The 12,165-nt window shown below is 39.0% G+C and carries 12 protein-coding genes; 5 read left to right on the top strand and 7 right to left on the bottom strand.

Annotation, left to right across the window (positions count from 1 at the left end; translation table 11 throughout):
* Nucleotides 1-14: 14 nt before the first annotated feature.
* Together GJ691_RS02375 and GJ691_RS02370 are read right to left on the bottom strand one after the other, a co-directional pair.
* Nucleotides 15-467, bottom strand: a complete 453-nt coding sequence (locus GJ691_RS02375; protein WP_179955004.1) for a hypothetical protein — start codon at nt 465-467, stop codon at nt 15-17.
* 397 nt (nt 468-864) lie between these two features.
* Nucleotides 865-1,374, bottom strand: coding sequence for a CvpA family protein (locus GJ691_RS02370; RefSeq protein ID WP_154363708.1), 510 nt, complete (start codon nt 1,372-1,374; stop codon nt 865-867).
* 144 nt (nt 1,375-1,518) lie between these two features.
* Between GJ691_RS02370 and GJ691_RS02365 the strand changes: the two genes are divergently transcribed.
* From GJ691_RS02365 to pbpC, 3 genes are read left to right on the top strand one after another with little or no spacing between them, the layout of a single operon-like run.
* Nucleotides 1,519-1,875 (top strand): hypothetical protein, encoded by a 357-nt coding sequence (locus GJ691_RS02365; RefSeq protein ID WP_154363360.1) that lies wholly within the window; start codon nt 1,519-1,521, stop codon nt 1,873-1,875.
* A 57-nt stretch (nt 1,876-1,932) separates the two neighbouring features.
* The gene (locus GJ691_RS02360) at nt 1,933-2,235 is read left to right on the top strand and encodes an antibiotic biosynthesis monooxygenase family protein (RefSeq protein ID WP_154363358.1); all 303 of its coding nucleotides are present in this window, start codon (nt 1,933-1,935) and stop codon (nt 2,233-2,235) included.
* On the top strand, nt 2,219-4,597 hold the full coding sequence (gene pbpC / locus GJ691_RS02355) for a penicillin-binding protein 1C (RefSeq protein WP_154363356.1): 2,379 nt from the start codon (nt 2,219-2,221) through the stop codon (nt 4,595-4,597). Before GJ691_RS02360 ends, pbpC begins: the two co-directional genes overlap by 17 nt.
* A gap of 67 nt (nt 4,598-4,664) precedes the next feature.
* On the opposite strand, the gene GJ691_RS02350 is transcribed toward pbpC, so the two are convergent.
* Both GJ691_RS02350 and GJ691_RS02345 read right to left on the bottom strand, forming a co-directional pair.
* Complete coding sequence (locus tag GJ691_RS02350; RefSeq protein ID WP_154363354.1) at nt 4,665-5,666, bottom strand: NAD(P)H-dependent glycerol-3-phosphate dehydrogenase; 1,002 nt, start codon at nt 5,664-5,666, stop codon at nt 4,665-4,667.
* Between the two features lie 185 nt (nt 5,667-5,851).
* The gene (locus tag GJ691_RS02345; RefSeq protein ID WP_154363352.1) at nt 5,852-6,700 is read right to left on the bottom strand and encodes a helix-turn-helix domain-containing protein; all 849 of its coding nucleotides are present in this window, start codon (nt 6,698-6,700) and stop codon (nt 5,852-5,854) included.
* Nucleotides 6,701-6,916: 216 nt separating this feature from the next.
* Here GJ691_RS02345 and GJ691_RS02340 point away from each other — a divergent pair, with 216 nt between their 5' ends.
* Together GJ691_RS02340 and GJ691_RS02335 are read left to right on the top strand one after the other, a co-directional pair.
* Nucleotides 6,917-7,891 (top strand): phytanoyl-CoA dioxygenase family protein, encoded by a 975-nt coding sequence (locus GJ691_RS02340; protein ID WP_246200084.1) that lies wholly within the window; start codon nt 6,917-6,919, stop codon nt 7,889-7,891.
* 80 nt (nt 7,892-7,971) lie between these two features.
* On the top strand, nt 7,972-9,549 hold the full coding sequence (locus GJ691_RS02335; RefSeq protein WP_154363350.1) for a SulP family inorganic anion transporter: 1,578 nt from the start codon (nt 7,972-7,974) through the stop codon (nt 9,547-9,549).
* A gap of 76 nt (nt 9,550-9,625) precedes the next feature.
* On the opposite strand, the gene GJ691_RS02330 is transcribed toward GJ691_RS02335, so the two are convergent.
* The 3 genes from GJ691_RS02330 to GJ691_RS02320 all read right to left on the bottom strand — a co-directional run bounded on the left by GJ691_RS02330 (nt 9,626) and on the right by GJ691_RS02320 (nt 12,128).
* Nucleotides 9,626-10,105, bottom strand: a complete 480-nt coding sequence (locus GJ691_RS02330; RefSeq protein WP_154363348.1) for a c-type cytochrome — start codon at nt 10,103-10,105, stop codon at nt 9,626-9,628.
* A 75-nt stretch (nt 10,106-10,180) separates the two neighbouring features.
* On the bottom strand, nt 10,181-11,140 hold the full coding sequence (locus tag GJ691_RS02325; protein WP_154363346.1) for a YheT family hydrolase: 960 nt from the start codon (nt 11,138-11,140) through the stop codon (nt 10,181-10,183).
* A 13-nt stretch (nt 11,141-11,153) separates the two neighbouring features.
* A complete protein-coding gene (locus GJ691_RS02320; protein WP_154363344.1) occupies nt 11,154-12,128 on the bottom strand; it encodes an NAD(P)H-dependent flavin oxidoreductase in 975 nt (324 codons plus the stop codon).
* Nucleotides 12,129-12,165 lie beyond the last annotated feature (37 nt).

Here is a 12,165-nt window from a genome sequence, read left to right as displayed (position 1 = left end):
ATTAATCTTAAGGGTTAAATAGAAGCCCTTTTGGAAATGGGTTGAAATACGTTTGAATCAGAAATTTCGCTAACCCATTGAATGGCATCTTCCAATGAATTGAACCATCTTAGTTTGGTGTTTACGAACATTCGTTCTAACATGGCATTGAAATATCCTGTTTTGGTATAACTGATAATGCCATAGGCTTTTAGGTTATAACTCATTTTGAAGAATTTCTTCCAATCCGTAGGAACCAATGAATAGTCATTTACCCTATTGGAAATATAAACGAGATCTTTGCCGTTATTGTCGTAAAGGTTGGATAGTTCTTCGGTAATCAACCTTCCGTGGTCTTTCCAGGACGCATGTACGTTCTCATGGATTTCACCAACGATAAAAGTGTCGAATAAATAAAAATCCCCAAAACTATAATTTATTTCGTGTATTGCCCTATGGTAATATGGAGTGTCCTTTAGTCTTTTCACTGTGCCCTCATTTCATTGTTCTCACTTACAAAAGAAAAAAACCTAATCTATTCCTAAGTTTTAAATCGTTAAATGGCCAAATTAATCTCTAAACTACGGGAATAGCCTCATTGTAATTTATTGTAATACAATTCGTTATACGAAACGGATTACAAGATGATATTTAACCGAAGACCCAATTGTAGGATGTTGTTTCTTACAATGTATGGTCATGTGGCCAATTTACTTTAAATGCATTGATAATTCAGTTAATGAAACACTATATTTTTTGAAAACTTATCATGGGCATTTATAAGGTTTTGCTTTGTAAAAGCAATGGTTCTTGCCGAAAGGTAAGTTTAGGCTAGTCATTTCAAAATTAAGGAACAAAGAAATAAATTGAAGGTTTTTTTAGGTTCTATTCCTCCTCAGTGCCATTTTCTTCTTTTCCTTCAAGAACCTTGGAAAACACCAATGCGCCGATTTCCTTAACAGGCTCATAAAGGACAGATTCGGCCAATGTTTCGCTTTTCACCATATTAACCGAAGAGTTTGCACGTTCAAAAAATACCAAAAGGGCGCCAACGATAACGGCAACCTTTAACGCCCCAAAAATAGCTCCTGCCAGTTTGTTCAAAAGGCCTAACATGGCAAAATCGGCGATTTTTGTCAAGAACTTTCCTGCGAGATGAACTGCTATAACAATAATGATAAAAGTGATGATAAAAGCTGTTATGTTCATATATCGCTCGTTCCATTCCATGTTCTGGGCAAGGTAATCACCTGCGATATAAGAAAAATGAATGGCCCCGTAGAGTCCTGCGATCAAAGCAATGATCGAAGCGATTTCAATGAATAACCCGTTTCTAAAACCTTTGTAAAGTCCGTAAACCAGCAGTAAACCTAAAACGATATCCAATACTCCCATCATGATTGTTTTTAAAGGTAGATCCTTGGCTTGGCCTAGGATTTAATACAACACTGTGCTTTAATAGTTCTTTTAAATACCAAAACACGTTTCATAAACAAATATAAAACATTGATTTGTACCTTTGAGGCTGAAAACAGATCTATGTCAAGAGACCTACAATTAAAAGAACGCTGGGAGCAGTTGGTACAGAAACTATCGGTACAATTTGCCGATGGGGACACTATGGAGTTGGATGCCATTATTTATTTGGTCGGGGTTCAAGAATTGGGACAGATCCATAATACGTTCAAGAAAGACGAAAAATTGAATCTGATGCACATTGCCATCTGTCGATTATTGGAACCTTATGGGTATTACGAGTTCGAATATTTTGATGAAGATGGATGGCCCCATTATGCCATTAAAGAGGAATTACCTGCATTAAAGGCAGGAGAACAATCCGTTCTTATGAAAGAAGCGATAGTTACCTATTTTTTAGAGAAGGAGTATATCATTTAATGGCTTTGGCCGGTATTGCCTAAAAGGAATAATCCGTAAACAGTAAGCAAACATATTATGCAACCACCTTATTATGCTGTGATTTTTACGAATAAAAGAACGGAAGGCGAAAATGGGTATGCAGAAATGGCCCAAAAAATGGAAGACCTTGCAAGGAAGCAAACGGGTTTTTTAGGTTTTGAAAGTGCCCGTGATGAAATAGGTATTTCCGTGAGCTATTGGGAGAGCTTAGAGGATATATTAAAGTGGAAAACAAATACCGAACATTTATTCGCCCAGCAAAAAGGGAAATCCGATTGGTATGCCTGGTATAAGGTTAGAATTTGCTTTGTAGAGCGGGAATATGGATTCAATATTTAAATTTTTATCCAAGGCAAGGAATATATCTACGAAGATTATTACCGAACATCCCAAGAAATCCATACTTCTATTGGTTCTTCTTGTGGCATATTACTTCTGTTTGCCCAAAAAACTGTTTGAACCTCCTACGGCCACTGTTGTGGAAAGTAATGAGGGAAAGCTTTTGGGAGCATTGATTGCCGAAGATGGGCAATGGAGATTCCCTGAGGTAGACAGTGTTCCCCTAAAGTTCAAAATTTGTATTACTCAGTTTGAGGACGCCTATTTTTATAAGCACCCGGGTTTTAATCCCATATCCATGTTCAAGGCGATCGGATCTAATTTAAAAGCAGGAAAAACGGTTCGGGGCGGAAGTACATTGACACAACAGGTCATTCGCTTATCCAGAAATGGTAAAAAACGTACTTATTGGGAAAAAACAATTGAATTGATTCTTGCTACCCGACTGGAATTTAGGTATTCCAAAGAGGAAATATTGAAACTCTATGCAAGTTATGCCCCTTTTGGTGGTAATGTGGTGGGTTTGGATGTTGCCGCTTGGCGTTTCTTTGGTTTACAAGCTCATCAATTATCATGGGCCGAATCTGCAACTTTGGCAGTTTTACCCAATGCCCCGAGTTTAATCTACCCTGGGAAAAACCAAGAACGATTACTTAAGAAAAGAAATCGATTACTACAAAAACTGTTTCAAAAAGGCATCTTGGATAGTACCACATACCAACTTGCCCTATTGGAGAAATTACCTCAAAAGCCTTATCATTTACCGAAAATAGCACCACATCTGTTGCAATACTTAGCAAAGAACCATAAAGGGGAACGTATAGCATCGACCATAGATGCGAATCTACAGGTAAATGCAAATTCCATTTTAAAAAAGCACTATCAAAACCTAAAACAAAATCAAGTTCATAATGCGGCCATATTGGTAATGGATGTGCATTCGAGAAAGGTTTTGGCCTATGTTGGCAACACACCAACAGATAACCATCACCAAAAAGATGTAGATATGGTCCAGGCCAACAGAAGTACTGGGAGTACTATAAAACCATTGTTATATACCGCCATGTTGGATGCCGGTGAACTTTTGCCTGGAATGTTGGTCCCCGATGTGCCCACTCAAATTTCGGGTTACACACCGGAGAATTATAATGAGGATTATAGCGGTGCGGTTGAGGCCAAAAAAGCGTTGGCACGTTCATTGAATATCCCCGCAGTTCGTTTATTACAAAAATATGGACTCCAGAAATTCCGGGACCAATTGAACTTTTTTAACCTTAAGGGCATTGATAAGCCTGCCGATTATTATGGTCTTACTTTAATATTGGGAGGGGCAGAGAGCAGTCTTTGGGATCTTTGTAAAACGTATGCTTCAATGGCCTCGACCATAAATCACTTTAATGAGACTTCGAGTGAGTATTATGATAAGGAATTTTCCGAACCGATTATTTTGGAAGAAAAACAAATAGATTTTGGTAATAAATCTTTAGAAAAGACCATTTTTGATGCAGGTAGCATATACCTCACGTTTGAGGCTATGAAAGAGGTGAACCGTCCTGAAGGCCAAGAGTCGTGGGAGTTTTACGATAGTAGTAAGGAAATTGCATGGAAAACAGGAACAAGTTTTGGAAATAAAGATGCTTGGGCCGTGGGCATTACAAAGGATTATGTGGTAGGCGTTTGGGTGGGTAATGCCGATGGGGAAGGTAGGCCCAATGTAACAGGTGTGTCAAGCGCGGCACCTATACTTTTTGATGTATTCGACGTACTTCCGAAATCTGCTTGGTTCCAAAAGCCTTTAGATGAGTTTGTTGAGGTAGAAGTATGCCGAAACAGTGGTTTTTTGGCAACTAATATTTGTCCTACGAAGACAATTACCATTCCTAGAAAGAACAATTATGTAAAGGCATGTCATTACCACAGGAATATTCTTTTAAATCAAAACAAGCAATTTCGGTTGAATTCTTCTTGTGTAAATGTAGCCGAAGCGCATAATGAATCTTGGTTCGTACTTCCTCCTTTGATGGAGTTTTATTATAAAAAAAGCCATCCTACCTACCGCCCATTACCTCCTTTTAGGGAAGATTGTAAAAATGCACTAGAGCCTTCAATGGAATTCATTTATCCTAAAAACAATAGTAGAATCGGCTTAACCAAGAACTTTGAAGGGCACTTGAACGAGTTGGTGCTGAAAATTGCCCATACGAAGCCAAGGTCCCGGGTTTTTTGGTATTTGGATGAAAAGTATTTGGGACAGACAACGAACTTTCATGAAATGGGAATTTTACCCCCAAAGGGAAAACATAGGATAACAGCTGTTGATGAATTAGGTAATGAGACTATGGTAAACATTCAAATCGAGTAAATCTGCGGTGTAATCAAAGGATAATCAAGATAATGTGAACCTAGGTTTCAGGAAAGCAACGATTTGATCAGTCAATTTTATTGGTTAATTCCGCGAAAGTTTTCCTTGCATTTTTATTCAAATAAAGTACATCGTAAACCGCATTGATTATCGGTGTTTGTACCTTACTTTTAAAACCCGATTTTAGCTCATAGGCACTTTTCGTGGCATAGTACCCTTCGGCAACCATACTCATTTCCATCATGGCACTTTTAACGGTATAGCCTTTTCCGATCATGTTTCCGAACATGCGGTTACGGCTGAATGTAGAATAACCTGTAACCAAAAGATCACCCAAATAAGCGGAGTTGTTAATGTTGCGTTTCATTTTGTGTACACGTTTTATATAACGCTTCATTTCACGAATGCTATTACTCATGAGTACACTTTGAAAGTTGTCACCGTAACCCAATCCATGGAATATACCTGCTGCAATGGCATAAATATTCTTTAACATCGCCGCATATTCGGTGCCGATGATATCATCAGAGATCTTGGTTTTTATATAGTCACTTTTTAAGGAGTTTGCGACCAACTCGGCTTTTGCTTTATCACCACTGGCAATGGTAAGATATGAAAGTCGTTCCAAGGCCACTTCTTCTGCGTGGCAGGGACCGGTCAATACCCCGATATTCTCAAAAGGTATTTTGTAAACATTATGAAAATGTTCTCCTACGATCAAACCCGTTTCGGGAACAATTCCTTTGATTGCGGAAAAAATGATTTTATCCTCAAGTGAGGTAGTCAGCTTTTTTAGTTCCGAAGCAAGAAATGCAGAAGGGATGGCAAAGATTAATATGTCGTTGTTTTTAACGGCAGAGTCAATATCAGCCGTTAATACCAATTGATCTAAATTGAATTCAACTGAACTCAGATAATTGGGGTTGTGTTTTTGTGTTCGTATGTGGTCTATGGCATCTTCATTTCGCATATACCAAGTGATTTTCTGTAGGTTTTCGGTAAGCATTTTAACAATGGCCGTTGCCCAGCTTCCTCCTCCTAAAACTGCAAATCTTAAATTTTTATCCATTGGAAAGCTTTAATAGAGGTCAAATGTAAATAAATTTAGTTGAGGGCTAGGAATTGATTTATTTAAATAAATGATAAAAAAACCACTGTATTCGGCAAAAGGAAACCTAAAACCATGTTGTGGCCATTAAATGAACTGACCCTACTTATTATTCGAAAAGTTAGTGAGAAGGGTTTCAACATATCTTAATTTTTCAAATATCTTTTTTTGAAATCTGACGGATTCTCATCGGTAATCTTCCTAAACGTTCGGTTGAAATAGGACATACTTTCAAATCCGCAGGCATAGCAGGCTTCAGTGATATTCTTGCCGGATAAAAGTAATCGCTTTGCCTGACTGATGCGATATTGGTTCAAAAAACCAATGAAGGTACTTCCCGTAGCCTTTTTAAAATATCGACAAAATGCGGGCTTGGTCAGGTTGCATAATTGGGCAACTTCATCAACTGATATTTTTTCCTGATAGCGCTCATCTATCAATGCGTAGATCGTACGAATACGGTCCTGTTCTTTTTTATTGTATTTATTTACAAAAGGTTTTTTATGTAATAGCTCAAATTCTTTGCTTTGGGAAAGTAGTTTTAGAATGTTGATGACCCGCATGAAAAAATCAAAAGGGGTTAAGGTGTAAAGTGTTTTTAAAAGTTCGCCTACTTCCTTTTTGGTGTTTCCGAAAAAAGCAATGCCATACTTGGATAATTCCAAGAGGTGTTCCAAAGATTGTAGTTCAGGGGTTTTTTGGATAAAATCTGTCTTGAAATAAGGTTTAATATGTAAGACCTCCTTTTGGTAGGTAGTGGTTACACCATGGTCAAAATTTAAATGGGGAATATTGGAACCGATGAGAACCAAATCACTTTCCTTATAACTGGAAATATGGTCTCCTACATGTCTGGTTGCACTTGCCCCTTCAATATAGACCAACTCGAATTCTGGATGAAAATGCCAATAGAACAAGTCGCTTAGTTTGGGATCGTGCAGAAGAAGAAAGGGACTTTTGGATTGCTGATCAAAGGTTTCTAATTGAATTTTCATACGTTAATGAAACAAAATTATCGCAAAAAGGATAAAAAAATATTTATAATGTCAATATAGTTCAAATATATATCAATATCAAGGTAGAATGGCACATATGGTATTTATAGTTTTAAACTATGGAAAACAATGCCAATGATCAATTCATCTATAGAAATAAGGTGTTATTAAAAGTACATCAGATGCATTATTAGTAAATAAATTAAGTTAGAACCAATGGGAAAGAATAAGATAGATATGGGAATGGCCAAAATGGGCCATAAGGATATTCCAGGAAATCCATCAACGGCAACTACCAGTAGTTCAAAATTGAACGACCGTTCCAATGGAAAACCATTGAAGGTGCTAAGTGAAACCGATTGGGATTTTTGGAAGCATAATGGCTATATCATAATCAAGAATGCCGTGCCTCAAGAGCAAGTGCTTACAACAGCGAATTTTCTATGGGAATTCGAGGAAAAGGATCCAGATGATAGGGAGACTTGGTATGCCCCGCCACGAGCTGAAATGAAGATGAAAGAATTGACCGGTACTGGAATGGTAGAAGTTTACAACCATCAATATTTATGGGATAATAGGCAAATGCCTAGGGTTTATGATGCGTTTGTTGATATTTGGGGCACCGAGAAACTTTGGGTTACCATTGATCGGGCAAATTTAAATTTCCCCAATAGACCGGGACATGAACAGCAAGGTTTTATTCATTGGGATTATGATCCAGAGACCCGGCCACAAAATGTCCAAGGCGTTTTGGCTCTTGCCGACCAAACCGATGAGGAAATGGGTGGTTTTCAATGTATTCCATGGCTTTACAGGAATTATGATTCTTGGAAATCAACTCAACCCGAAGACCGTGATCATTTCCAACCCAATATCGAAGGACTTGAGGATAAAATCGTAAAAGTAAAATTGAAAGCAGGCGATTTATTGATATTCAACAGTACCCAACCCCATGGTATTCGTCCGAACAAATCAAAAAACAAGGTTCGTGTGGCCCAGTATATTTCAATGATGCCTGCAGAGGAAAATGATGAGGGATTAAGGAAATGGCGGATCAATTCTTGGAAGAATAGAATTGCTCCTGAAGGCTATGCTTTTCCTGGTGACCCTCGAAATTGGGAGCAAAATAAATACGAAACTGCCAAATTATCACCTCTGGGGGAGAAATTGTTGGGATTAACCCCATGGTAAGTTGTCAAATCTTTAATAATCTGAGGATATAAGGACAAACCAACAATAAATACTATTTTTGCGCCCTTAAATTGCTGGGTATGAAGAAGTATTTGAATATTTTCGATTTTAAACAAAAAGTAGATTACAAGACAGAGGTGTTATCCGGTCTTACCGTAGCCTTGGCTTTGGTGCCAGAAGCCATTGCCTTTGCTTTGATTCCTGGGTTTTCGCCTTTAACAGGTTTATATGCAGCATTCGTTTTGGCTCTGGTCACTTCTATTTTTGGAGGTAGGCCGGGAATGATATCAGGTGCAACCGGGGCTGTGGCCGTTGTTTTTGTTGGCTTGATCTTGGAGCTTAAGAATACTTTTCCAGGCATAGAACCAGAGACCATTCTGCATTATGTCTTCGCAACTGTCATTTTAGCTGGAGTTTTACAGGTAGTGGCCGGATTTTTACGTTTGGGTAAATTTATTCGATTGGTGCCCCATCCTGTTATGTTCGGTTTCGTAAACGGACTGGCAATTATCATATTTATGGCCCAGTTTCCGAATTTTTACCAAAAAGGGACCGATGAACTATTGACAGGTGCTCCTATGTACACTATGTTGGGGCTAACCTTGTTGACCATGTTGATCATATGGGGATTTCCAAAACTTACCAAAGCTATTCCGTCTTCTTTATTGGCTATAGTCGTCGTTTCTGCCATTGTTATAGGTTTTGGGGTAGATACCCTTACCGTTGCGGATACCATGAAAGAAGGACAGTCGATTCAAGGTGGTTTTCCACCATTGTCTATTCCTGAAATACCGGTTACGTTGCAATCCCTCAAAATCATATTTCCATTTGCATTGATAGTTGCCGTTGTCGGTTTAACAGAAAGCTTACTTACCCTGAACATTATTGATGAAATAACCGAAACCCGTGGTAGGGGCAACAAAGAATGTGTAGCCCAAGGAACTGCCAATATACTTTCCGGATTTTTATCGGGAATGGGTGGGTGTGCCATGATCGGGCAGAGTTTGATAAACACGTCTTCGGGTGCTCGTGCCCGTTTGTCCGGGATTACCGCAGCCGTAATGCTATTGGTTTTTATCATGTTCGGATCCAGCCTTATAGAACGTTTGCCTATGGCCGCTTTAGTCGGACTAATGTTCATGGTGGCTATCGGGACTTTTGAATGGGCCAGTTTTAAGACTTTCCGAAAAATGCCGAATTCTGATGTTATCGTAATGGTCTTGGTTACATTGATTACTGCAATTACCCATAATCTGGCTATTGCGGTTTTGTTTGGGGTCATTATTTCGGCCTTGGCCTATTCTTGGGAAAATGCAAAGCGTATTCGTGCTAGAAAATATGTAGATGATAACGGGATAAAGCATTATGAAATTTACGGACCTTTATTTTTCGGATCTACCACCTTGTTCAATGAAAAGTTCGATGTTCAGGGTGATCCCGAAGAAGTAATTATCGATTTCCAAGAAAGTCGAGTTGCCGATATGTCGGGAATAGAGGCCTTGAACAAACTAACGGAACGTTATGCAAAGGCAGGCAAAAAGGTGCATTTAAAGCATTTAAGTAAGGACTGTATATTGCTTTTGAAAAATGCCGAGGATATCATTGATGTGAACGTACTGGAAGATCCAACATATAAGGTTGCCGTTGATGAATTATAATATATTTTATTGTTGTAATCAAAAAAATGCTGTTATCCATCTATAAATGGATAACAGCATTCTATCTTTTATTGAATTAAAGTGTTCGCAAGTACTCGGCAATGGCTCTTGCGTCTTCCTTACTTAGGTTCTGGTTTAACATTACTGCATTATTGTATTCTTTCAATAGTGCTTTGGCAATAGGGTCCTCCTTAAGCATGCCATCAGGGTTCAATATCATGTTCATTACCCATTCCGGACTTCTTCTATCATAAACTCCTTTTAGGGCAGGGCCTATCATTCGTTGTTCCGCCATATGGCAGGCAACGCAAATGGTCGAATAGGTTTTTTCTCCTTTGGCAGCCATCTCTTTATCGATTTTAGCTCCGAAATCCACCGAGGTAATTGGTCCTACCCCTTTGTTATTTAGGTCAACAGGAACTTCTTCAACGGTTTTTTCTGCTTTAACTTCTTTTTTTGTGCGGTTCATTTCAAAACCACCCTTCTTTTCTTCTTTTTTTTCGCCACAACTTATGATAAGGCTTACAATGGCTAAGACAGCAAGTGTTTTTTTCATGTTTTGGATTTTATGCCGCTGGTACTTCAGCATCTGTTAGTTTTAACCTACTAAGATAATAATTAGAACCTTTGCCTATACCTCTTCAAAGAACTTTAATGCCCTTTTTTCGGTATAGGTAATATTCTTATTTCCATAAAACCCTACATGTCCGCCAGAGGATGGAATTTCCAAAAGAACGGAACTGTTTTCTTCTGCTTCTTTGTACGGATAACATTCAGGGCCCAAAAATGAATCGTTCCGTGCGTTTATGATGAGTGAAGGAAGGGTTATGTGTGGCAAGAACTGCAAGCAACTACATTTTTTATAATAGTCCATAGCATCTTTAAAGCCATGAGCCTTACTGGTGTATATATCATCAAAATCTTTCAAGGTTATGATATTGGCAATATCGCTATCTGATATTTTAGAAGGGAATAACTGCTGCTTAATGCGCATTTTGGCAACCAAATGTTCTTTAAAACGTTTGGCATAAAGAAAATTTTTAGGTAATAACAATTGTTTTAAAGAGCTATAAAGATCACAAGGAACCGATACGGCGACGACGGCTTTCACCTCCTTTGGGAGTTCCCTATTCTCACCAACATACTTCAATGAAAGGTTTCCGCCCAAACTGAAACCCTTGAGGTAGAGTGAGTCATATGTATTCAAGGATAAAATATGTTCAATAACAGCATCAAGATCTTCCGTTGCGCCCGAATGGTATGAACGATAAAGGGTATTTGCGACCCCACTGCATCCCCTGAAATTGATCGCGCATGCATCATATCCATTGGCATTGGCCACTTTTGCGCTTCCCGTAATATAGGGCCTTTGCGCGCTTCCTTCCAGACCATGCAATAGAATAAGTACTTTTCTACTTGGTGTTTGGGCATAACTCCAATCCAGATCCAAGAAATCCCCATCGGAAAGGGTAATACGTTCCCGTTCTTGATCTACTCCCGATACTTTTCTTACCACCCCGGAATAAATGGTCGAAAAATGGGCATTTTTAAATAAGAATGGCGGATTGTATTCCGATGTAATTGTTGGCATTCCGATTTTAGGGTTATTTAGGGAAAACTTCCAGTACCTTTATTTGCTCTTCTATTGAAGTTTTGAATTCTGTCTTCAGGTTGTTTACCAATGTAGAAACAGGAAGTACATTCTCAATGGTCGCGACCCCTTGCCCGGCAGACCAAATGGTTTTCCATGCTTTTGCCTCGGTATCCATCTCTTTTCCAAAATCTATTTTTCTATCCTTTTTCAAGTCTTCTTCGGTAATTCCCGCGGCTTTAAGGCTTGCTCCCAAAAAGTTGGCATGAACACCTGAAATAGCTGCGGTATAAACCACATCACTGGCACCGGAGGCTATGATCATTTCTTTATAATCGTCAGTAGCCTTACTCTCTTCTGCATTTATGAAACGTGTTCCCATATAAGCAAGATCGGCTCCCATTTGTAATGCGGAGGCGATATCCCTACCGGAACTTATACAACCTGAAAGTATAATGGTCTTGTAAAAGAATTTTTTGATTTCCGCCACCAAGGTCATTGGGTTAATGGTGCCCGCATGGCCACCCGCACCCGCCGAAACCAAAATGAGTCCGTCTACCCCCGCTTCTGCAGCTTTTTGGGCATGTCTTTTTTTGATAACATCGTGAAAAACGAGTCCACCATAACTATGTATGGCATCGACCACCTGTGAAACGGCCCCGAGGGATGTAATGATCAATGGCACCTTATGTTTTATACAAAGCTTAATATCGGCTTCCAAACGTGGATTTGTTGGATGCACAATTAAGTTGACCCCGAACGGGGCTGCTTTTTTCCCCGTCTCTTTTTCAAAAGTATCCAATGCGGTCTTGATTTCGACAAGCCATTCCTCAAAACCATCACTCGTTCGTTGGTTCAAGGCCGGGAAGGTACCTACGATTCCGTTTTTACAACATTCAATAACCAATTTTGGTCCGGATATAAGGAACATTGGTGCTGCAATGACAGGAAGTGAAAGGTCTTTGATAAAAGGTGCTTTGGTGCTCATATTTTATGATTTATTGTTTTAAAAGTAGGGATAATTT

The sequence above is a fragment of the Maribacter luteus genome (assembly GCF_009674825.1).
Taxonomy (GTDB): domain Bacteria; phylum Bacteroidota; class Bacteroidia; order Flavobacteriales; family Flavobacteriaceae; genus Maribacter_A; species Maribacter_A luteus.
The sequence above is the reverse complement of the archived record's forward strand: the minus strand, read 5'-3'. Positions and strand labels throughout refer to the sequence as shown.

Excerpts from the sequence above, each read along its gene's own strand:
- GJ691_RS02370 (WP_154363708.1), bottom strand. The coding sequence starts at position 1,374 with ATGGGAGTATTGGATATCGTTTTAGGTTTACTGCTGGTTTACGGACTT.
- GJ691_RS02365 (WP_154363360.1), top strand. The coding sequence starts at position 1,519 with ATGTCAAGAGACCTACAATTAAAAGAACGCTGGGAGCAGTTGGTACAG.
- GJ691_RS02360 (WP_154363358.1), top strand. The coding sequence starts at position 1,933 with ATGCAACCACCTTATTATGCTGTGATTTTTACGAATAAAAGAACGGAA.
- pbpC (WP_154363356.1), top strand. The coding sequence starts at position 2,219 with ATGGATTCAATATTTAAATTTTTATCCAAGGCAAGGAATATATCTACG.
- GJ691_RS02350 (WP_154363354.1), bottom strand. The coding sequence starts at position 5,666 with ATGGATAAAAATTTAAGATTTGCAGTTTTAGGAGGAGGAAGCTGGGCA.
- GJ691_RS02345 (WP_154363352.1), bottom strand. The coding sequence starts at position 6,700 with ATGAAAATTCAATTAGAAACCTTTGATCAGCAATCCAAAAGTCCCTTT.
- GJ691_RS02340 (WP_246200084.1), top strand. The coding sequence starts at position 6,917 with ATGGGAAAGAATAAGATAGATATGGGAATGGCCAAAATGGGCCATAAG.
- GJ691_RS02335 (WP_154363350.1), top strand. The coding sequence starts at position 7,972 with ATGAAGAAGTATTTGAATATTTTCGATTTTAAACAAAAAGTAGATTAC.
- GJ691_RS02330 (WP_154363348.1), bottom strand. The coding sequence starts at position 10,105 with ATGAAAAAAACACTTGCTGTCTTAGCCATTGTAAGCCTTATCATAAGT.
- GJ691_RS02325 (WP_154363346.1), bottom strand. The coding sequence starts at position 11,140 with ATGCCAACAATTACATCGGAATACAATCCGCCATTCTTATTTAAAAAT.
- GJ691_RS02320 (WP_154363344.1), bottom strand. The coding sequence starts at position 12,128 with ATGAGCACCAAAGCACCTTTTATCAAAGACCTTTCACTTCCTGTCATT.